Source organism: Actinoplanes sp. NPDC051513 (genome assembly GCF_044454685.1).
GTDB lineage: Bacteria > Actinomycetota > Actinomycetes > Mycobacteriales > Micromonosporaceae > Actinoplanes.
Genome location: NZ_JBITDW010000005.1, coordinates 244,363 through 263,635, shown reverse-complemented (window position 1 = coordinate 263,635; position 19,273 = coordinate 244,363). Strand labels below are relative to the sequence as shown.

19 protein-coding genes, 1 pseudogene and 1 riboswitch are annotated in these 19,273 nt (G+C 71.6%); of the genes and pseudogenes, 14 read left to right on the top strand and 6 right to left on the bottom strand.

Annotated elements, in window-relative coordinates:
* The first annotated feature begins 70 nt into the window (after window positions 1-70).
* Window positions 71-262 carry a CsbD family protein gene (locus tag ACIA5D_RS19105; RefSeq protein ID WP_396031291.1) on the top strand — a complete coding sequence of 64 codons (192 nt, stop codon included), beginning with the start codon at window positions 71-73 and terminating at the stop codon, window positions 260-262.
* A gap of 76 nt (window positions 263-338) precedes the next feature.
* Here ACIA5D_RS19105 and ACIA5D_RS19100 read toward each other — a convergent pair whose 3' ends face one another.
* Window positions 339-1,694: a KamA family radical SAM protein gene (locus ACIA5D_RS19100; RefSeq protein ID WP_396031290.1), complete on the bottom strand. Its 1,356-nt coding sequence runs from the start codon at window positions 1,692-1,694 to the stop codon at window positions 339-341.
* A gap of 135 nt (window positions 1,695-1,829) precedes the next feature.
* Here ACIA5D_RS19100 and ACIA5D_RS19095 point away from each other — a divergent pair, with 135 nt between their 5' ends.
* The 10 genes from ACIA5D_RS19095 (at window position 1,830) to ACIA5D_RS19050 (ending at window position 12,545) form a co-directional block, all read left to right on the top strand.
* The gene (locus ACIA5D_RS19095) at window positions 1,830-2,861 is read left to right on the top strand and encodes an L-erythro-3,5-diaminohexanoate dehydrogenase (protein ID WP_396031289.1); all 1,032 of its coding nucleotides are present in this window, start codon (window positions 1,830-1,832) and stop codon (window positions 2,859-2,861) included.
* Window positions 2,862-2,866: 5 nt separating this feature from the next.
* A complete protein-coding gene (locus ACIA5D_RS19090; RefSeq protein WP_396031288.1) occupies window positions 2,867-4,405 on the top strand; it encodes an amidohydrolase in 1,539 nt (512 codons plus the stop codon).
* 49 nt (window positions 4,406-4,454) lie between these two features.
* The gene (locus tag ACIA5D_RS19085) at window positions 4,455-6,017 is read left to right on the top strand and encodes a lysine 5,6-aminomutase subunit alpha (RefSeq protein ID WP_396031286.1); all 1,563 of its coding nucleotides are present in this window, start codon (window positions 4,455-4,457) and stop codon (window positions 6,015-6,017) included.
* A complete protein-coding gene (locus ACIA5D_RS19080; protein WP_396031284.1) occupies window positions 6,014-6,748 on the top strand; it encodes an OAM dimerization domain-containing protein in 735 nt (244 codons plus the stop codon). Before ACIA5D_RS19085 ends, ACIA5D_RS19080 begins: the two co-directional genes overlap by 4 nt.
* On the top strand, window positions 6,745-7,110 hold the full coding sequence (locus ACIA5D_RS19075; RefSeq protein WP_396031283.1) for a hotdog domain-containing protein: 366 nt from the start codon (window positions 6,745-6,747) through the stop codon (window positions 7,108-7,110). Before ACIA5D_RS19080 ends, ACIA5D_RS19075 begins: the two co-directional genes overlap by 4 nt.
* A complete protein-coding gene (locus ACIA5D_RS19070; RefSeq protein ID WP_396031282.1) occupies window positions 7,107-8,372 on the top strand; it encodes a glutamate mutase L in 1,266 nt (421 codons plus the stop codon). The genes ACIA5D_RS19075 and ACIA5D_RS19070 overlap by 4 nt, the downstream gene beginning before the upstream one ends.
* 461 nt (window positions 8,373-8,833) lie before the next feature.
* On the top strand, window positions 8,834-10,516 hold the full coding sequence (lnt, locus tag ACIA5D_RS19065; RefSeq protein WP_396031687.1) for an apolipoprotein N-acyltransferase: 1,683 nt from the start codon (window positions 8,834-8,836) through the stop codon (window positions 10,514-10,516).
* Between the two features lie 38 nt (window positions 10,517-10,554).
* Window positions 10,555-11,301, top strand: coding sequence for a polyprenol monophosphomannose synthase (locus ACIA5D_RS19060; RefSeq protein ID WP_396031686.1), 747 nt, complete (start codon window positions 10,555-10,557; stop codon window positions 11,299-11,301).
* Window positions 11,302-11,353: 52 nt separating this feature from the next.
* Window positions 11,354-11,896, top strand: coding sequence for an FxsA family protein (locus tag ACIA5D_RS19055; RefSeq protein WP_396031281.1), 543 nt, complete (start codon window positions 11,354-11,356; stop codon window positions 11,894-11,896).
* Between the two features lie 310 nt (window positions 11,897-12,206).
* Window positions 12,207-12,545 (top strand): RNA polymerase-binding protein RbpA, encoded by a 339-nt coding sequence (locus tag ACIA5D_RS19050; RefSeq protein ID WP_020517072.1) that lies wholly within the window; start codon window positions 12,207-12,209, stop codon window positions 12,543-12,545.
* Between the two features lie 407 nt (window positions 12,546-12,952).
* Here the strand turns inward: ACIA5D_RS19050 and ACIA5D_RS19045 are convergent, their stop codons facing one another.
* The 3 genes from ACIA5D_RS19045 to ACIA5D_RS19035 form a co-directional block, all read right to left on the bottom strand.
* Window positions 12,953-14,089: a serine/threonine protein kinase gene (locus tag ACIA5D_RS19045; RefSeq protein ID WP_396031280.1), complete on the bottom strand. Its 1,137-nt coding sequence runs from the start codon at window positions 14,087-14,089 to the stop codon at window positions 12,953-12,955.
* A 282-nt stretch (window positions 14,090-14,371) separates the two neighbouring features.
* Complete coding sequence (locus ACIA5D_RS19040; RefSeq protein WP_396031279.1) at window positions 14,372-14,572, bottom strand: hypothetical protein; 201 nt, start codon at window positions 14,570-14,572, stop codon at window positions 14,372-14,374.
* Window positions 14,573-14,575: 3 nt separating this feature from the next.
* A complete protein-coding gene (locus ACIA5D_RS19035; protein ID WP_396031278.1) occupies window positions 14,576-15,163 on the bottom strand; it encodes a helix-turn-helix domain-containing protein in 588 nt (195 codons plus the stop codon).
* Window positions 15,164-15,233: 70 nt separating this feature from the next.
* On the opposite strand from ACIA5D_RS19035, the gene ACIA5D_RS19030 reads away from it, so the two are divergent.
* Both ACIA5D_RS19030 and ACIA5D_RS19025 read left to right on the top strand, forming a co-directional pair.
* Window positions 15,234-16,295: a phosphotransferase gene (locus ACIA5D_RS19030; RefSeq protein ID WP_396031277.1), complete on the top strand. Its 1,062-nt coding sequence runs from the start codon at window positions 15,234-15,236 to the stop codon at window positions 16,293-16,295.
* Window positions 16,296-16,336: 41 nt separating this feature from the next.
* Window positions 16,337-16,760: pseudogene (locus ACIA5D_RS19025) on the top strand (class I SAM-dependent methyltransferase); the annotation flags it as partial.
* 43 nt (window positions 16,761-16,803) lie between these two features.
* Here the strand turns inward: ACIA5D_RS19025 and ACIA5D_RS19020 are convergent.
* A complete protein-coding gene (locus ACIA5D_RS19020) occupies window positions 16,804-17,550 on the bottom strand; it encodes a CbtA family protein (protein ID WP_396031276.1) in 747 nt (248 codons plus the stop codon).
* An 8-nt stretch (window positions 17,551-17,558) separates the two neighbouring features.
* On the bottom strand, window positions 17,559-17,762 hold the full coding sequence (locus tag ACIA5D_RS19015; RefSeq protein ID WP_396031275.1) for a CbtB domain-containing protein: 204 nt from the start codon (window positions 17,760-17,762) through the stop codon (window positions 17,559-17,561).
* Window positions 17,763-17,769: 7 nt separating this feature from the next.
* Window positions 17,770-17,916, bottom strand: a riboswitch (adenosylcobalamin (AdoCbl) riboswitch).
* Window positions 17,917-18,019: 103 nt separating this feature from the next.
* Here ACIA5D_RS19015 and mycP point away from each other — a divergent pair.
* Entirely contained in the window at window positions 18,020-19,216 is a 1,197-nt protein-coding gene (gene mycP / locus ACIA5D_RS19010) for a type VII secretion-associated serine protease mycosin (RefSeq protein WP_396031274.1), read from the top strand.
* Window positions 19,217-19,273 lie beyond the last annotated feature (57 nt).

The window sequence follows — 19,273 nt, the reverse complement described above, 5'->3', positions numbered from 1 at the left end:
ACCGCACGGTTTCAGACCGGAGCGCCGGGGGCAAACCCTTGTTGGATGACAACCAAGGAGGGTTGAACCGATGAGCTTCACCGACAAGGTCAAGAACGAGGCCGACGAGCTGGCCGGCAAGACGAAGCAGGCCGTCGGCCGGGCCACCGACAACGAGAGCCTGGTGGCCAAGGGTGAGGCACAGGAGGCCTCCGCGGAGGCTCGCAAGGCCGCCGAGCACGTCAAGGACGCCGGCAAGGACGCCAAGGACGCGTTCAAGTAGACCCGCACGGTAAAAGGGATGACGGGCCCCGGGACAGCGAAGTCCCGGGGCCCGTCACACCCCCAGAGGAGAAACGTCAGTCGGTGGCCATCTGCTTGCGCCACCAGTCCTGGCCGGACTCGGGCAGGGTGTCGATCGGGTCGTAGTACGCGTACAGCTTGGACAGCGCCTCGTCGTCGTGCTGCTCGATCGAGGTGCGGTAGTTCTTGGTCCAGTACGAGATGCCGTGCTCACGGTCGTACTCGTTGAGCATGTGCACCCACCGCTTGCCGACGAACGGCACGTCGCAGACGATCCGCGGGGTCGCGTAGCCGGGCAGGTAGCCCATCATGTCGTGCTGCAGCTGCTGGGCGACCCACACCGGGACCCGCCAGTGCTCGGCGTTGGGGATCATGTCGCACATGTAGAAGTAGTACGGCAGGATGCCGGTCTCGCCCTGCAGCCCGAAGCACAGGTCGAGCAGGTCTTCGGTGGTGGCGTTGACGCCGCGCATCAGCACGCCCTGGTTGCGCACGTCGCGCACGCCGATCTCGAGCAGCGTCTGGGTGGCCTTCGCGACCAGCGGGGTCAGCGAGTTCACGTGGTTGACGTGGGTGTGCACGGCCAGGTTGACCCCGCGCCGCGACGCGGTGATCGCGACGCGCTGCATGCCCTCGACGACGTCGGGCTGCAGCCAGTGCTGGGGCAGGCCCATCAGGGCCTTGGTGGCGAGGCGGATGTCGCGCACGGTGGGCACCGACAAGATCCCCATCAGGTACGCCTCGAGCTGCTTCCACGGCACGTTGGCCACGTCGCCGCCGGAGACCACCACGTCGCGTACGCCGGGGTGGGCCTTCAAGTACGCCAGGTGCGCGTCGTACCGGTCGACCGGCTTGAGCGACAGCTTCAGCTTGTCGACCGTGGGCGTCGAGTTGCCGACCAGATCCATGCGGGTGCAGTGGCCGCAGTACTGCGGGCAGGTCGAGAGCAGCTCGGCCAGGACCTTCGTGGGGTACCGGTGGGTCAGGCCCTCGGCGACCCACATGTCGTGCTCGTGCAGCGAGTCGCGGGTGGCGTGCGGGTGCGACGGCCAGACCGGGTCGCGGTCGGAGGCCACCGGGATCATGTAGCGGCGCACCGGGTCGGCGTAGAACGACTCGGTGTCGGGCGTCCGGCCGGGCACCATGGTGTTGACCATCTGCGGCGGGACCAGCATCGACATGGTGGCGTGCCGCTGCTGGTCGGCCTCGAGGTCGGCGTAGAAGCGCTCGTCGAGCAGGTCGCCCATGACCGCGCGCAGCTGCTTGATGTTCTTGACGCAGTTGACCCGCTGCCACTGGGCCGACTCCCACTGCGCGGCGGTGACGTCACGCCAGCCGGGGAATCTCGTCCAGTCGGGCTCGGCCAGGGTGCGGCGCTGGTAGTCGTAGGGCTGACCCGTTGCTGCGGTCATCGGGGTGCCTCCCTGGGGCGGCGGTGCGGACTCCGACCAACGTACTGGATATCTTTTCGTCTAGAAACCTTTGGCCCGGAGGATTTACGGTATGACGGCGGTTCAACGGGTTTATTGCTGGGATGGGTGGGGTTGATGTCTGCTTCTGTGGGGATCGAGCGGGTGCTCGAGCCGGCCGGTGTGCTGCCGCAGGCGGCGTGGCGGCTCGACGCGCGGCCCGAGATCGCGCCCGGCGAGGTGCGCATCGCGGTCGAGCGGCTCAATCTCGACGCGGCGAGCTTCCGCCAGCTGGCCACCAAGCACGGAGGCGACGGCGACGCGGTCCGGGCCGAGGTGCTCGAGATCGTCGCGACCCGCGGCAAGATGCACAATCCGGTCACCGGCTCGGGCGGCATGCTGATCGGCGTGGTCGAGGAGGCCGGCCCCGAGTCGCCGCTGGGGTTGAAGCCCGGCGACCGGGTGGCCACCCTGGTGTCGCTGACGCTGACCCCGTTGCGGATCACCGACGGCCTGACCGGCTGGGACGGCCGCAGCGAGCAGGTCCCGGCCCGCGGAACGGCGATCCTGTTCGGCCGCTCGGTGGCCGCGGTGCTGCCCGATGACCTCGAACCGGAATTGGCGCTGGCCGTCTACGACGTGTGCGGCGCTCCGGCGCTGACCGACCGCGTCGTCCGCGAATATGAGACCCCGGTGACCGTTGCGGTGCTGGGCGGGGCCGGCAAGAGCGGCTCGTTGTCGCTCACGGCGGCGCGCGAGGCGGGCGCCCGGACGGCGGCGGTGGTGGTCAGCGACCGCGAGGCGGAGATTGTCCGGAATGCTGGTCTCGCCGATGTCGTGGCGGTCGCCGACGCCCGCGACCCGGTCGCCGTCTCGCAGGCGGTCACCGAGGCCCTCGGCGCCCCGGCCACGGTCACGGTGGTCTGCGTGGACGTGCCGGGCTGCGAGCACGGCGCGATCCTGGCCACTGCCGCGGGCGGCACGGTGATCTTCTTCTCGATGGCGACCAGCTTCCCGGCGGCCGCGCTCGGGGCCGAGGGCCTGGCCGCCGACGTGACGATGCTGATCGGCAACGGCTACCTGCCCGGCCACGCGGAGTTCGCGGTCGACCTGCTCCGCCGTGTCCCGGCGGTGCGGCGGCTGTTCGAGTCGCGGGTCGCGGGACACTGACGCCTATGACAGAGCACCCCTCGGTTCTTTTCACCCACGGCCGCTTCTACGCCGCCGCCGACCCGCGGGCCACCGCCATGCTGGTCCGCGACGGGATGATCGCCTGGCTGGGCGACGCCGCCGACGCTCCGTCCGCCGACCGGCGGGTGGACCTGGGCGGTCTGCTGGTCACTCCCGCGTTCGTCGACGCGCACCTGCACGCCACCGACACCGGCCTGGCCTTCGACGGCCTCGACCTGTCGGGCGTGCGCTCGGCCGCCGAGCTCCTGCACCGGGTCGCGGAGTTCGCGAAGACCCGGCCGGCCGACGGGGTGGTGCTCGGGCACGGCTGGGACGAGTCGACCTGGGACGATCAGACGCCTCCGGCCGCGCCGGAGCTCGACCGGGCGGCCGGCGGCCGCCGCGTCTATCTGTCGCAGGCTTCGGTGCACTCGGCCTTGGCGTCGACGTCGCTGCTGGTCGCGGCGCAGGGCGTGGCCGGGTACGACGCATCCGGCTGGGTGCGGGAGCAGGCCCACCATGCCGTACGCGCGGTGGCGCTCGGATCGCTGACGCCGGCGCAGCGCACGGCGGCGCAGCGCACGGCCCTGACCCGGGCGGCGTCGATGGGGATCGCCGCGGTGCACGAGTGCGGCGGCCCGGGCACGTCCAGCGAGCAGGACCTGCTGTCGGTGCTCGCGCTCTCCGGGCAGGCTCTGCCGCTCGTGTACGGCTACTGGGGTGAGCTGGGCGGGGCCGAGCGCGCGCGTGACCTGGGCGCGGTCGGCGCGGCCGGCGACCTGTACGCGGACGGCGCGCTCGGCTCGCGCACGGCGTCGCTGCGGCACGCGTACCACGACGGCGACCACGGCCTGGGCGAGGCGTTCGTGACCGCCGAGCAGGCCGCCGAGCATCTCCTCGACTGCATGCGGGTGGGCGTGCAGGGCGGTTTCCACGCGATCGGCGACGCCGCGATCGAGGCGGTCCTCGACGGGTTCGCCCTCGCCGCCAAGCAGGCCGGGGTGGACGAGGTGCGGGCGGCCGGGCACCGGGTCGAGCACGTCGAGCTGATCGACAAGCCGATGATCGCGCGGATGGTGGAGTTCGGGGTGACCGCGTCCGTGCAGCCGGTCTTCGACGCGCTGTGGGGCGGCACCGACCGCATGTACGCGCAGCGTCTCGGCCGGGCGCGGGCCCTGGCCAGCAACCCGATCGGCACGATGCACGCCACCGGGGTGCCCCTCGCCTTCGGGTCGGACTCGCCGGTGACCGCGCTCGACCCGTGGTCGGTGGTGGTCGCGGCGGCGGCCCCGCGCAACCCGGTGCACCGGATGAGCGTGCGGTCCGCGTTCGCTGCGTCCTCGCGGGGCGGCTGGCGGGCGGCCGGGGTGGCCGACGCGGGCGTGCTCGCGCCCGGCAAGCAGGCGACGTTCGCGGTGTGGGAGACGCCGGGCGGGATCCGCGAGGGCCTGCCCGACGTGCTGCCGGACATCGAGGGCGTCGCGCCGGCGCGGCCGGTCTGCCGCCGCACGGTCGTCGCCGGCGAAACGATCTTCGAAGGGTGATCTCCCGGCCGGCAACGGCGCCGGCCGGGAACGAAGCAAGGAGTACAGGGTGGCCGGGAAATTGAATCTGGACCCGCAGGTCGTCCGCAAGGCGCGGCGGCTCGCCGCGAAGGCGGGCCGGCCCGTCGTCGACCTGGCCCGGTCGCACACGACGGTGTCGGTGGAGCGGGCGGTGCTGCGGCTGGCCGGCGTCCACGGCGCCGACTCCGACGGCATCCCCTGGGTGAACCGGCTCGTCGACGCGGTGCGCGCCGACGTGGGGCTCGGCCACGGCGTCGCGGTGCCCGTCTTCCACGCGATGCGGGCCACCGGGGTCGACGACATCACGGTCCTCGCGCAGAAAGCGGCCGCGGGGGCCGTGCGATTCGCCGTACCGGACAAGAAAGCGGAAGTCACGACGGCGCGCCGGGCCGCGAGAAGGGCGACCGGCGACGGCCTGCGGCGGGTTGATCGGCGCCGCGCCGAGCGGGACCGGCTGATCAAGCGGTACGGGGATCCGCCGCAACGCCCGTGGATCTACCTGATCGTGGCGACCGGCGACATCTACGAGGACATCCCCCAGGCCCAGGCGGCCGCGCGGGCCGGCGCCGACGTGATCGCGGTGATCCGCTCGACCGGGCAGTCGCTGCTCGACTACGTGCCCGAGGGCGCGACCCGCGAAGGTTTCGCGGGCACCTACGCGACGCAGGAGAACTTCCGGCTGATGCGGGCGGCGCTCGACGAGACGTCGAAGGAGCTTGGCCGGTACGTGCGGCTCACCAACTACGCGTCGGGCCTGTGCATGCCCGAGATGGCGGCGATGGCCGGCCTGGAACGCCTCGACATGATGCTCAACGACTCGATGTACGGGATCCTGTTCCGCGACATCAACCCGATCCGCACCTTCGTCGACCAGCGCTTCAGCCGCCAGGTCCACGCCCGCGCCGGCATCATCATCAACACCGGCGAGGACAACTACCTGACTACGGCGGACGCGGTCGAGGCCGCGCACACGGTGACGGTGTCGCAGCTGCTCAACGAGTTCTTCGCGCACGAGGCCGGCCTCGAGAACTGGCAGCTGGGGCTGGGTCACGCTTTCGAGATAAACCCGGATCTGCCGGAATCGTTCCGCCTGGAGCTGGCACACGCGCTGCTGGCCCGCGAGCTGTTCCCCGACGCGCCGTTGAAGTGGATGCCGCCGACCAAGCACATGACCGGCGACGTGTTCCGCGGCAACCTGCTCGACGGCTTCTTCAACCTGGTCGGCGCGCTCACCGGCCAGGGCATCCTCCTCGTGGGCATGATGACCGAGGCGGTGGTGACGCCGTGGCTCTCCGACCGCGACATCGCCCTGCAGAACGTGCGCTATGTCCTGAACGGCGCGGGCCGGCTCCACGAGGACTTCGTGCCGGCGCCCGGCGGCTTCATCCAGCAGCGAGCCCACCAGGTGCTGGGCGAGGCCGTCGACCTCCTCGAGAAGATCGTCGACGACACCTTGCTCGAGGCGATCGCCGACGGCACCTTCGGCATCATGAAGCGCCCGGCCGACCGCGGAAAGGGCCTCGACGGCGTCGCAAAGCACGACGAGGACTACTACAACCCGGTGACCGAGGCCCTGGAGGCGCAGGCATGACGATCATCCGGCCCTACGGGGACACCACCGGGGACGGGATGGTGCAGCTGTCGTTCACGCTGCCGATCCCGCACGACAAGCGGGCCGAGGGGGCCGCCCTGCAACTTGCCGGGAAGATGGGCATGGACCCGGCGATGCTCGTGCACGCCCAGCCGATGGGCGACGCGTACACGTTCTTCGTCGTCTACGGCAAGGTGGGCCACCTCGTCGACACCGAGAAGGTGCAGGTCGTCGAGCGGGACTTTCCGCTGCTGTCGGCCAAGGAGGTCAACGCGGTCATCAAGCGGCGCCTGCGGAGGCGGCTCAACGTGGTCGGGGCCTGCATCGGGACCGACGCGCACACGGTGGGCATCGATGCGATCCTCAACCTCAAGGGGATCGCCGGTGAGAAGGGCCTCGAGTACTACCGGGAGCTGTCGGTGACCAACATGGGCGCGCAGGTGTCGGTGCCCGACCTGGTCGAGACGGCCCGCGAGCAGAAGGCCGACGCCGTTCTCGTCTCGCAGGTGGTCACGCAGCGCGACGCGCACCTGCAGAACACCCGGGCGATGACGGCGGCGTTCCGTGAGGCGCTGCCGGAGGGCAAGCGGCCGCTGCTGATCGTGGGCGGGCCGCGCTTCGACGAGTTGATGGCCGGCGAGCTCGGCGTCGACCGGATCTTCGGCCGCGGCACCACGCCCCGCGAGGTCGCCTCCTACCTCGTCCACGCCCTCGCCTCGGGAGACAAATGATCACGGTGACGCACCGCCGCTACGTGCCCTACTCGCACGCCCACTATGCCGGGAACCTCGTCGACGGCGCGTACTCGCTCGGCCTGTTCGGCGACGTCGCCACCGAGGTGTGCATCCAGCTCGACGGGGACGAGGGGCTGTTCGCGTCCTACGACGACGTCCAGTTCAAGGCGCCGGTGCAGGCCGGCGACGTCCTCGAGATCACGGCCACGGTCGTGAAGATGGGCACCCGGTCCCGCAAGATCGCGTTCGAGTCGAAGGTCGTGTGCCGGGGGACCGGGGGATCGACGGCGGCCGTGCTCGAGGAGCCGATCGTCGCGGTCACCGCTCTCGGCACGGTCGTCGTGCCACCCAAGGGATGACGGCCGCCGTCTGCGTCGACGTCGGGTCCACGTACACGAAAGCCTGTCGTATCGATCTGGGCACCGGCGAGATGACCGGCCGGGCCGAGGTGCCGACGACCGCCGCGAGCGACGTGCTTGTCGGCCTCGATGCCGCGGTCGCGGCCGTTGGTCATTCCAAAACCGATCATCTGTACGTCTGCAGCTCGGCCGGCGGGGGCCTGCGGCTGGCGGTGGTGGGCTACGAGGCTCTGGTGACCGCCGAGGCGGGGCACCGGGTGGGCCTGTCGGCGGGTGCTCAGGTCGTACACGTGGCCTCCGGACCCCTCGACGGGCGTGCCGTGACCGCCCTGCGTGCGTCCCGCCCAGACGTGATCCTGCTGGTCGGTGGGACCGATGGGGGTGACTCGTCGGTGCTGCTCCACAACGCCCGGCGGCTGGCGACGTCGCGGATGCGGGTGCCGGTCGTGGTCGCCGGCAATTCCGATATTTCGGATACCGCCGCGGGGCTGCTCGCCGAACGGGATATTTCGGTCACCGTCACCTCCAACGTGCTCCCTCGCATCGGCGTGCTCGATCCGGGGCCGGCGCGCGCGGCGATCCGCGACGTCTTCCTGCGTCACGTGATCGGCGGGAAGCGGCTCTCGAAGGGCGGGCGGTTCGCGTCGCTGGTGCGGGCCGCCACGCCCGACGCCGTGCTCGCGGGGGTGGAGCTGCTCGCCGACCTGACCGGCACCGGCGTGCTCGTGGTCGACGTCGGCGGCGCCACCACCGACGTGTACTCGGCGCTGGTGCCCGACGCCGAGCTGACCGAGGGGCCGCGCCGTGACGTGGCCGGCACGCTGTGGCGTGCCCGGACCGTCGAGGGTGACCTCGGTGTTGCAGTCGGTGCCCCCGGAACTGTGGCGGCTGCCACAGCCGAGAAATTGGCACTTCCGGAAACCGGACGATCGCCGACGCCGGAGAGTGATCGATCTCTGGCCGCCGCGGCCGCGATCGTGGCCCTGCGGCGGCACGCCCGCGGTCACTCTCCGGGACCGGGCCGGCCACGCACCGGAGGCCGCGACCTGCGGGAGGTCCGCCTGGTGGTCGGCTCGGGCGGGGTGTTGCGGCACGGTGGCGGACGATATGTGCTGCAAGCGGTCCTGGCCGACACGGCGGGCGGGTGGGCGGCCCCGGCCGGCGCCCGTACGGTGGTCGACGAGCGGTACGTGCTCGCCGCGGCCGGCCTGCTGGCCATCGATCACCGTGACGCCGCGATCGCCTTGTTGAACACGCTGTAACTCGATCGGGTACGGGACATGACACGCCGAACAACGCGACACGCCAGAGAGCGGGAGAGGCTGTTGACAGCCGGGCGGGGGCCGGACGTACCGTCTTCAGGTCCTGAGCACGGCAAGCGATCGTTGTCTACTTCGTTCCCCTTCCCACTGGCCGCAGTCCTCGCAGGGGTCGCGCGTTCAGCCAGGTCCAGTGGGCGGGGGTCGGCGGGGCGGCCGATGACCGATCGCAGCGTCGGTGGGGCAGGGGTTCGGAACGGCACCAGTAGACAACGGCACGACGGAGGCAGCCAGTCCTCGGCGGGTCGGTCCGAAGGCGTACGCGACGTCCTGCTGACCCACCGGCCGTGCCCGGGAGTCAAGGGAGCAGAAAAGGCGTGGCCCGACGTTTGCGGTCGCGCCTTTTCCCGTTGTTCCCGTGTTCCGGGTTCCCAGCTGCGACCGGTAGCCTCTCGCGCGTGGAAATGACGCTCCAGCCGCCGGTCGCGCCCCAGGTCATGGCGCACGCCGAACCGCCCGCGCCGATGCCGCTGCGCCCGGCCCTGATCCTCTCGGTCGCCGCCGGGCTGGCGCTGCTGTTCGCGCTTCCGCCGTTCGATCTGTGGCCGCTCGCGCCGGTCGGGGTGGCGCTGCTCGCCGTGGCCACCCACCGGCGGCGGCTGCGGGCCGGGTTCGGGCTCGGGTTCCTCGCCGGGGTGGTGCTGTTCTTCCCGCTGCTGCGCTGGACGAGCTTCGCGGCGGGCTGGCTGCCGTGGACGCTGCTGTCGACCGCCGAAGCGGTCTTCTTCGGCCTCACCGGCATGGCCACGGCGTGGCTGCGGCCGCTGCTCGATCGCTATCGGGGGCTGCTGTGGCCGCTGCTGCTCGGCCTGCTCTGGGTGACCCAGGAAGCGGCGCGCGACCGGGCCCCGTTCGGCGGGTTCCCGTGGGGGCGGCTCGCGTTCAGCCAGGCCGGCGCGCCGGCGCTGCGGTTCGCCGCGTACGGCGGCGCCCCCGCCGTCACCTTCGCCGTCGCCGCCGCCGGTGGCGCGCTGGTGGGCCTGTTCCTCCTGCTCTTTCCCGCGTGGCGCGCCCGGCCGGCCGCCGAGCGCCGCAAGCCTTGGCTCGCTCTGCCGTCGCCGGACTGGCGCAAGCCGTGGCGCGAGCCGGTTCTGGTGCTGCTGCTGATCGCGCTCGCGTTCCTGGCGCTCCCGCGTGGCCTGCCGGTCGGCGACGCCGGCGGGCCCACCAAGGTCGTCGCGATCGTCCAGGGCAACGTGCCGCGCCTCGGCCTCGACTTCAACTCCCAGCGCCGCGCCGTGCTCGACAACCACGTCAAGGCGACCCTCGAGCTGGCCGCCGACGTCAAGGCCGGCAAGCAGAAACAGCCCGACCTGGTCGTCTGGCCCGAGAACTCCAGCGACATCGACCCGCTGCGCAACCAGGACGCCGCCTCCGAGATCTCCGCGGCCGCCGACGAGATCGGCGCGCCCATCCTCGTCGGCGCGGTGCTGCGCACCGGCAACCCCAGCAACATCAAGAACGCCGGGTTGCTGTGGGTGCCCGGCGCCGGCCCCGACCCCACCCAGCGGTACGTGAAGCGTCACCCGGTGCCGTTCGCCGAGTACATGCCGCTGCGCTCGATCGCCCGGCTCGTCTCCGACAAGGTCGACCTGGTCAAGAACATGCTCGCCGGTTCCAAGCCCGGGGTGCTCAGGACGGGCCCGCTCACCCTCGGCGACGTGATCTGCTTCGAGGTCGCGTACGACGGCATCGTCCGCGACACCGTCACCGGCGGCGCCCAGGTGCTCGCCGTGCAGACCAACAACGCGACGTTCAACGAGGCCGAAGCGCGTCAGCAGATGGCGATGGTGCAGCTGCGGGCGGTCGAGCACGGCCGCGACTCATTGATGGTCTCCACGGTGGGGGTCTCCGGCTTCGTCGACGTTTACGGCAACGTGCACAAGGAGACAGGATTCAACACCAAGTCGGTGCAGGTGCGTGCGATGCATCTCGGCTCGTCGCGTACGCTGGCCACTCGCTTGGGCGCACTGCCCGAGTTCGCGGCTGTCGCCCTGGCGGCGGCCGCTTTGGTCGGCGCGTACGTGCTGCGGCGCCGCCGGCGGTCGAACACCGATGAGGGTGCGGGGAAGGCGGAGGCACGGTGAGCGAGGCGGAAGGCTACCCGGGAGTGGGACGGGTCCTCATGGTCATCCCGACCTACGACGAAGCGGACAACATCCGCATGATCACCGGGCGGGTCCGGGCCGCGGTGCCCGCGGTCGACATCCTCGTCGCCGACGACAACTCTCCCGACGGCACCGGCGCGATCGCCGACGAGCTGGCCCTGGCCGACGACCACATCTTCGTGCTGCACCGGGCCGGCAAAGAGGGCCTCGGCGCCGCCTACAAGGCCGGCTTCGCCTGGGCGAAAGACAAGGGGTACGACGCGGTCGTCGAGATGGACGCCGACGGCTCGCACGCCCCGGAAGAGCTGCCGAAGCTGCTCGGCGCGCTCGGCGACCACGACGCGGTGCTCGGCACCCGCTACATCCACGGCGGCAGCGTGCACAACTGGCCGGTGCACCGGCTGCTGCTCTCCCGCGGCGGCAACATCTACATCCGGATGGCGCTGGGCATGCCGTTCCGCGACGCGACCGGCGGGTACCGCGCGTACCGGATGCCGGTCCTCGACGCGATCAACGTCGAGACGATCGCCTCCACCGGGTACTCCTTCCAGGTGGAGCTCGCCTGGCGCACCTACCGCAACGGGTTCCGCATGACCGAGGTGCCCATCACGTTCACCGAGCGCGAACACGGCGTCAGCAAGATGAGCGGCAACATCTTCAAGGAACAGCTGCTCAGGGTCACCGTGTGGGGGGTGCGGGCGCGCCGCGACGGCGTCCTGAAGCGCCTGGGCCGCAAGCCCCGCCAGGGTTCGACCTGGCCGTGACCGGGCGGCGGCGTGTCATGCTTGACCGAATGGCGTGACACCGGAGGCTTCCATGCAGCGTCGAGGATTTGCCCTGCTACCCCTCGTCCTGGCCGTCCTGGCGGTCGCCGAGGTGGCGGTGTTCCTGACGGTCGTGCACGCCCTGGGCGGTGGCTGGGCCCTGCTTCTGCTCGCCGCCTTCTCGATCACCGGCATGGTGCTGCTGCGCCGTGAGGGCATCCGTGGCTGGCGCGCGTTCCAGGCCGCCGCGGTCGAGGGCCGCCCGCCCGGCCCGCAGGTGAGCAACTCCCTGGCCGGCCTCGGTGGCGCGCTGCTGCTGGCCGTGCCCGGCTTCATCACCGCGGTGGCCGGCCTGTTCCTGCTGCTGCCGCCGGGCCGCATCCTGGCCCGGCGCGGCATCGAGCGGTTCGCCGAGAGCCGCGTCGACCCGGCCGTGGCCGGCGACCTGTTCGGCCCGCGCCGGGTGAAGGTCCGCCGCGGCGAGCCGGTGACGGTCGTCGAGCCGGTGACCGTCGTGGTGCCCGAGCAGACCCCCGCGCGCACGCCGGGCGGCGCGATCGAGGGCGAGGTCATCGAGGGTGAGGTCCTTCGCTAACCCTCATTTGCGGTGACCGCCGGACGAACATCTCCGGTCGACGGGCGGAAACGGCCGCCGGATTGCGAGATAACCGGTCGAGTGACTGACATCGCACCACCCGCAGAACACCTATATTCCCGTAAAGTGGACCAAGGTCCACTTCTGCGAGGGTCCACGGTGACGGGAACGGGCCGGGTCCGGTTACGCTCGTAGCGTTAACACCACCGTCACAACGGTGGTACCAGAGCCTTGGCGACCGTGGAATCCCGCGGCCGTCCCTTTCGTTACACCAACGAGAGCAGCACCACGAGCGAGGGGAAAGCCGATCATGGGCGAACGCATGCTGCGCGGCAGCCGTCTTGGCGCAGTCAGCTACGAGTCCGACCGCAACACCGAGCTGGCTCCCCGGCAGACCCGAGAGTACCTGTGCGTCAAGGGTCACCAGTTCGAGGTGCCGTTCGCCGTCGACGCCGAGGTGCCCACCACCTGGGAGTGCAAGTTCGACGGCAGCGTCGCCCGTCTGGTGGACGGCAGTGAGCCCGAGCAGAAGAAGGCGAAGCCGCCGCGCACCCACTGGGACATGCTCCTCGAGCGGCGGTCGATCTCGGAGCTGGAGGACATCCTCAACGAACGGCTCCAGGAGGTCCGCACCCGCCGGGGCCGCTGACCCGTCCCGCAACCGAACACCGAAATGGCCGTCCCGCGCTGGGACGGCCATTTCGCGCATTCAGGGCAAAACCATCATCCTAGGATGCCTCAGGCGGGGTGCGCTTGGTCACGTCCGTCGCGGACACGAAACCAAGAAGGAATCAACGACAGCCCGGCCCTTTGAGCGGCCGACCTCTTCGTGTGTGTCAACTTGCAACTTTTGTACAACCCCACCCGCCCGGCCAACCGCGGGGCGGGTGGGTGGGGTTGGCCGGGCCGGTGAGGCGATGGGCGGCCTCGTCGCCGAAGAGCCCGCGGTCGCTCGTGTGCCCGGTCGGGCACTGCAACACGAGCGTGCCGGCGGAGGCGAAGGCCCCTCAGGATGAGGTGCGGCCTTGGGGGCCAGGGCGAGGTGGGTGGAGGCCCTCAGGATGACGTGCGGGCCTGGGGGGCCAGGGTGGGGCGGCTGGCGCCGAGCGACGCCAGGGCGGAGGCCAGGTCGCTCACCTGGGCGGAGAGCTGGGCGGCGCGGTTCTGGGCGGTCCCGGCGTCGGTGAGGGCGGCGGCCAGGCGACGTTCCAGGTCGGTGCGGTCCTGGGTGGCGCGGTCGGCGGCGCGGGTGAGGTCGTCCTGGGCGCGGCGCAGGGCGTCCCGTTCGGCGAGGGCGGCCGTGAGGTCCTGGCGGGCCTGGGTCAGGTCGGCGCTGGTGGTCGCGTGCTCACGGCGTACGGAATCGGTGGCTTTCTGGGCGGCCGTGAGTTGATCGCTCAGGGTGCGTTGTGCGGCTTTCAGGTCGTCGGCGCGGGCCGTGGCCTGCTGGGCCTCCTGGATGGCGGTGGCGAGGTCGCGCTCGAGGGTGTCGCGTTCGCGGCGGGTCTCCTGGAGCTGGGCGTGGGCGGTGGCGAGCTCGTCGCGGGCTGCCTCGCGGGCGGCGGTGAGCTCCTGGCGTGCCTCGTCGCGGGCGGCGGTGAGCTCGGCGCGGGCGGCGTCGCGTTCGGACTCGGCGCGCTCTCGCAGGGCCGCGGCGGCGGTGGCATCGCGGCGGGCCTGGTCGCGGTCGGCCTGGGCCTGGTCGGCGGTCTCGGCGGCGACGGCGGCCTTGTGGTCGGAGTCGTCGGCGCGGTGGCGGGCCTCGTCGCGTTCGGCGACGGCGGCCGCGGTGAGCTGCTGGGCGTTGGCGGCCGACGTCTCGGCGCGTTCGGCGTCGCGGCGGGCGTCGTCGCGTTCGGTGTGGGCGGCAGCGACCTGGGTGGAGGTCTCGGCGCGAAGTTCGGCGAGCTGGCGTTCGACGCCGGCGGGGGAGAGCTCGGAGTGCAGGGCGTCGGTGAGGGTCTCGACGAGGGTGTCGAGGCGGTCGACGACCTCCCAGGTGCGGGCGACCTGGCCGGCGAGGCCGGGGGAGGAGCGGTGCCGCATCCGGGTGTTGCGGGAGGCGCGCTGGCATTCGCCGTCGTTGTCCCGGCAGTAGCGGAAGGGGCGGCCGGCCGAGGCGCGCTGCGGGACGGGGCGTCCACAGTGGGCGCAGGGGCGGGTCTCGGTGTCCAGGGCGTCGTTGTCGCTCATCGCCTGATCACCCTAGGCGGGTTCGCGGCCCGATCCGCGCCACCACACCGACGGCATTTCCCAGGTCAGGCACCATCCTAGGATGCTCTACACGACGAGCGCGCCGTCACAAGCCGGGCTCACCCCAAAACCCATAAGGAATCAACGACTACCCACCTTTTCCTTTGGCCCAGGCCTCGGAGCGGCTGGTGATTCTGTTCGTCTCCCGCTCGGTGGGCTGCTGTACCTGCGGTTCAGGCGACGACGCTGAGCCCAGCACCGTGCGGGCTGGGCTCGACGCGGTCAGCGGGTGGAGGCAGCCGCCAGGAATTCCTTGACGGACGGGGCCACGGCGTCGGCCTTGACCATGTGGGTCTGGCCGGGGAGGGTGCGGTAGCGGGCGTCCGGGAGGGCCTCGCTGAGGGCCTTGGCGATGGCGTCCCAGACCTGTTCGGGGGTGGCGTCGACGGTGGCGTCGAGGCGGGCTTCGAAGTCTTTGCCCATGGTTTATTTCTCCTCGTTCAGGGAGTCCAGCGCGGGGTGGACGGCGACGACGAGGCGGTGTTTTCGTCCGGTTTCGCTGTGGTATTTGCTGAGGAGTTGGGTGACGCTGTCGGTGAGCTCGGCGGCGAAGGCGGCGCGGTCGTCGGGGGTGGCGAAGCGAATTTCGCCGTCGAGGGCGTAGGTGGCGACGCGTTGTTTCGTCTCGGTGGCGCCGGTGAGCAGGGCGCCGACGTCGCGGACGAGGCGGCCGGCGAGGGCGAGCAGCCAGCGTGCGGAGAGGCGGTCGGGGGCGCGGCTGGGGTCGGGGGCGACGGCGGCCATGGCGGCGGGGGAGATGATGTAGGAGGCGGCGGTGGCCTGCATCATGCGCTCGGTGACGTTGCCTTTGCGGCGTTCCTCGACGAGGTGGATGAGGCCGTGTTGTTCGAGGGTGCGCAGGTGGTAGTTGACCTTTTGCCGGGGTAGGCCGATCTTGCCGGCGAGCATGGTGGCGCTGCCGGGCTGGGCGAGCTCGGCGAGGAGCCGGCTGCGGATCGGGTCGAGGGAGACCTCGGCGGCGGCGGGGTCTTCGATGACGGCTACGTCGTGCATGGGGTCGACCTTCTCACCGAAAACAAAAGTTGTCCAGCCTGTATTTTTGGTCGGCTGTAGGCTTCCGATCATGGGGATACCGGGGGAGTTGCAGCAGGACGGATGGACGGCCACCGAGCTCACGCACAGCACCGCCAATGAGGTCACGGGCGGGGTGTGGCGGGTGCGCCGCGACCGGGACACCGCGATCCTGAAGATCGCGACGCCGCGGCGGGCGGGCGCCGCCGCACACCTTTCCGCGAGCACCGATCCGGGTCATTTCAACTATTGGCGTCGTGAGATCCACGCGTACGGGTCGGGGCTGACATCTTCCGCGTTTCCGCTGGTCTCGGCGCCTTCGTTGGATTCGGTGGCCGAGCTAGCGGACGGGTCGGCGGCGATGTGGCTGGAAGATTTAGGCGGTGTTTCGGTCGCTGCGTCGCCCGTGGTGGCGCCGGGCTCGCCCGGCCTCACCGCGGGCACGCTCGGGGATGTCGCGTACCGGCTCGGGGCCGGGCAGGCCGGGTGGCTGGGGCGGCCGCCCACGGAGCCGTGGCTGGCGCGGGACTTCCTGCGCGACTACACGCTCAGCCAGCCGGTCGCCGAGGAGGATCTGGACTGGGATCATCCGGTCGCGGCGGCTGCCTGGCCGGCGTCGCTGCGCGGCGGCCTGCGCCGCGTGTGGGAGCGGCGGCATGATTTGCTCGCGGCTGCCGATGACTTTCCGCGTACGTTGTGCCACCACGATGTGTGGCCGATGAACCTGGTCGTGGCGCAGCGTGGTCCCGTCCTGCTCGACTGGGCGTTCGTGGGGCCGGGCGCGATCGGTGAGGACGCGGCGAACCTGGCGCTCGACACGTTCTGGGACGGGCTGGTCGACATCGCGCTGCTGGAGCTGGTGCTGGCGGCCGTGGCCGACGGGTATGTGCGGGGTCTGGACAGCGCGGTCGACGAGGCGACGATCCGCCGGGCGGTCAAGACGACCGGCGCGGCGAAGTACTTCTGGATCGCCCCGCGCATGGTCATGGCCGCGGTGCGGGCGCCGGCTACCAAGGCCTCGTACGACAAGCGTGACCTCGCCGGTGTGTTCGCCGGGCGGGCGCCGGTGCTGGAGGTCGTGGCGCGCTGGGCGGACGAGGCTCTCGAAGGCTGACGGGGCGGCGCGGCGTGCGGCTGATCAATACGATCGGGCGGATGACGACCCCCTCGGCGCGGGCTGTGCAGCAGTACGCCGCGACCACCGGCAACCTGACCGCGCGGATCGCTCTGCACGCCTACGGCACGAACCCGCAGGACTGGTTCTCCTGGCTGGGCGAGCGGCTGCCGCTGACCGGCGATGTGCTCGAGGTCGGGTCCGGCACCGGGAAGCTGTGGTCCCGCATCGATCATGCCGGGCGGGACTTGCGGCTCACCCTCACCGATTTCTCCCCGGCCATGTGTGCCCGGCTTCGTGAGGTGCCGGGCGCGGTGGCGCGAGTGCGACGCGGCGGCGCTGCCGTTCGCGGACGCGAGCTTCGACGCGGTGATCGCCAATCACATGCTCTATCACGTGGACGACCCGGTGGCGGCGCTGGCCGAGTTCGCCCGGGTGCTGCGGCCCGGCGGGCGGCTGTCGGTCGCCGGCTGGCGTGGCGGCCGTCTGGCCCGGTGCCGCGATCTGGTCAGGCGACCGCGACGGACTCCTTCTCGGTGGCGGGTTTGCGTGCCGGGCGGGTCGCCAGGGCGGCGAAGCCGAGGCCCAGCGCCGACCACATGACCGCCTGGGTGCCGAGCGAGGCGATCCGGAAGTTCCACAGCAGAGTGGCCGGGAACGTGGCGGGGACTTCGTTGATGGCCGGCAGCAGGACGTACCCGATGGTGACCACGACCAGGAACCCGGCCGCGGCGGCCAGGGCCCGTCGCCACTCGACCGGCTGGGTGCGGGCGGCGACCACCCCCGCCCAGACCGCGACCAGGCCGATCACGACGATCGCCAGGTAGCTGATCGTGCGTTGGTTGATCGTGTCGGGGTTGCCGACCGCCGGCGGGTTGGGCGGGTATTTCAGGTAGGGCACGACGACGATGCCGAGCAGGGCCGCGCCGGCGAGGCCGAGCGCGGCGCGGGTGTCGCTGGAGGTGCGCAGGCGGCGGCGCAGCACCGTGTACGCGGTCGCGAGGATTCCGCCCATGGCCACGCCGTACAGGCCGGTGGCCAGGAACAGGCCGCCCTTCTGCCCGTCGCGGCTGACCAGTTCGTCGTCGTGGTGGCCGTCGTCGCCGGCGGCGTGGGCGTTGGCCTCCTCGATCGCGATGGCGGCGTCGACCTTGGTTTCGCCCGCCGCGTACGCGAAAACGCCGGCCAGCAGCCCGGCGATCAGGCCGGCGAGAAGGCCCCGCAGCAGCAGCGCGCCGTAGGTCGGCGCGGTCATGCGGGCGCTCAGTGGCACGGGACGCCGAGCAGGTGCCGGCCGTCGTGCATGAGCTCGTGCAGGAACATCCCGCTGCGCGAGACCGCGCCCTGGTCGAACGCGACCAGATAGGTGATCAGCAGCATCAGGGCGACGACGGCGAGGGCCGCCCAGAGCATGCGGGGCGAGACAGCGGGGCTGGTGAGCGGGGTAGCCGCTTGAGCCTGGGGCATGCGCGCAGAACCTCCTAGCGGGATGACGCGTCCCGTTCGACAGGCTGCGACGCGTGAGCGTTCTGACTCACGGGGCTCTCACCCCGTTCACAGTGGCGCGACCGCACCGGACTCTCACCGGTTTCCCTCACGACGCCGCAGAATTGGTGTCATCAACCTAATGGCGGCCCGTCCTCCGGCACAACCGGGCGTCCCCAAATCTGTCGCACCCCCTCGGTACCATCCATCCGAATCGTTGAAGACGGGGGTGTGATCCGATGCTCTGGCGTCGCCTGGCGGCCGCGGCGGTGGCGGTGTGCGCCGTGCTCGTGGCGCCGGCCCCGGCCCGTGCGGCGGTCTGCGAGCAGGCGCCGCCCCAGGCCCAGGTCTTCAAGGGCACCCCGCCGGAAGACGAGGTGTATTCGCCGAAGCGGCTGGCCCCGATCGCGACCGGCAAGGGGGTGCGGGTCGCCGTCATCGACTCCGGGGTCGACGCCACCCATCCGCAGCTCGAGGGCAACGTCGAGCGCGGCGCCGACTTCCTGCACGGCGACGACGACGGCGATCAGGACTGCGTCGGCCACGGCACCGAGGTCGCCAGCATCATCGCCGCCGCGCCGGCTTCCGACACCGGCTTTCAGGGCCTCGCGCCCGGCGCGACCATCATTCCGGTGCGCATCAGCGAGCAGAAAGAGATCGACGGCAAAGCGGTCGGCGACCGCGGCACCCCCGCCCAGTTCGCCCAGGCCATCGACTGGGCCGTCGACCAGGGCGACGCCCAGGTGATCAACCTCTCGCTGGTGATGACCGCCAACAACGACGAGGTGGCCGCCGCGGTCCGCCGCGCGCTCGACGCCGGCGTCGTCGTGGTAGCGGCCGCCGGCAACAACGGCACCAACCAGACCGATGCCGACACCCCCTTCCCGGCCGACTTCACCGGCGTGATCGGGGTGGGCGCCGTCAGCCTCGACGGCGCCAGGGCCGACTTCTCCCAGCGGGGCGACTACGTCGACCTGGTCGCCTACGGCAAAGACGTCACCGCCGCCGCCCGCGGCTCCGGCCACACCACCGACTCCGGCACCAGCTTCTCCACCCCATTCGTGACGGCCACGGTCGCCCTGATGCTCGAGCGTTTCCCCCGCCTCACCCCCGACGAGGTGCTGCAGCGCCTGAAAGCCACCGCCGACCCGCCACCGGGCGGCTCCGACGAGTACGGCGCCGGCCTGCTCAACCCCTACCGCGCCATCACCGAGTCGCTCGGCCCCGCGACCCGCAACGCCGCGGCCCCGCAGGTGATGCACCCCGACGACCCGCAGCTGGCAGCGCTCGCCGCCCGCCGCGCCCACTCCCAGCACATGGCCCTGTGGTTCGCCGCCATCGGCGCCGCCCTCGTCCTGCTGCTGGCCGCCGCGGCGCTGATCGTGCGCCGGGGCCGCGCCCGCGGCTGGCGCCCGGCGGGCCCCGCGCACCACTGACACTCAGCCGAGGCCGCGACCGCGGCTGGCGCCCGGCGGCCCCGCGTACCACTTACG

Coding starts and splice junctions, on each gene's coding strand:
- ACIA5D_RS19105 (WP_396031291.1), top strand. CDS start 71: ATGAGCTTCACCGACAAGGTCAAGAACGAGGCCGACGAGCTGGCCGGC.
- ACIA5D_RS19020 (WP_396031276.1), bottom strand. CDS start 17,550: ATGACCGCGCCGACCTACGGCGCGCTGCTGCTGCGGGGCCTTCTCGCC.
- ACIA5D_RS19050 (WP_020517072.1), top strand. CDS start 12,207: ATGGGCGAACGCATGCTGCGCGGCAGCCGTCTTGGCGCAGTCAGCTAC.
- ACIA5D_RS19070 (WP_396031282.1), top strand. CDS start 7,107: ATGACGGCCGCCGTCTGCGTCGACGTCGGGTCCACGTACACGAAAGCC.
- ACIA5D_RS19060 (WP_396031686.1), top strand. CDS start 10,555: ATGGTCATCCCGACCTACGACGAAGCGGACAACATCCGCATGATCACC.
- ACIA5D_RS19100 (WP_396031290.1), bottom strand. CDS start 1,694: ATGACCGCAGCAACGGGTCAGCCCTACGACTACCAGCGCCGCACCCTG.
- ACIA5D_RS19030 (WP_396031277.1), top strand. CDS start 15,234: ATGGGGATACCGGGGGAGTTGCAGCAGGACGGATGGACGGCCACCGAG.
- mycP (WP_396031274.1), top strand. CDS start 18,020: ATGCTCTGGCGTCGCCTGGCGGCCGCGGCGGTGGCGGTGTGCGCCGTG.
- ACIA5D_RS19080 (WP_396031284.1), top strand. CDS start 6,014: ATGACGATCATCCGGCCCTACGGGGACACCACCGGGGACGGGATGGTG.
- ACIA5D_RS19055 (WP_396031281.1), top strand. CDS start 11,354: ATGCAGCGTCGAGGATTTGCCCTGCTACCCCTCGTCCTGGCCGTCCTG.
- ACIA5D_RS19075 (WP_396031283.1), top strand. CDS start 6,745: ATGATCACGGTGACGCACCGCCGCTACGTGCCCTACTCGCACGCCCAC.
- ACIA5D_RS19045 (WP_396031280.1), bottom strand. CDS start 14,089: ATGAGCGACAACGACGCCCTGGACACCGAGACCCGCCCCTGCGCCCAC.
- ACIA5D_RS19015 (WP_396031275.1), bottom strand. CDS start 17,762: ATGCCCCAGGCTCAAGCGGCTACCCCGCTCACCAGCCCCGCTGTCTCG.
- ACIA5D_RS19040 (WP_396031279.1), bottom strand. CDS start 14,572: ATGGGCAAAGACTTCGAAGCCCGCCTCGACGCCACCGTCGACGCCACC.
- ACIA5D_RS19090 (WP_396031288.1), top strand. CDS start 2,867: ATGACAGAGCACCCCTCGGTTCTTTTCACCCACGGCCGCTTCTACGCC.
- ACIA5D_RS19035 (WP_396031278.1), bottom strand. CDS start 15,163: ATGCACGACGTAGCCGTCATCGAAGACCCCGCCGCCGCCGAGGTCTCC.
- lnt (WP_396031687.1), top strand. CDS start 8,834: ATGACGCTCCAGCCGCCGGTCGCGCCCCAGGTCATGGCGCACGCCGAA.
- ACIA5D_RS19095 (WP_396031289.1), top strand. CDS start 1,830: ATGTCTGCTTCTGTGGGGATCGAGCGGGTGCTCGAGCCGGCCGGTGTG.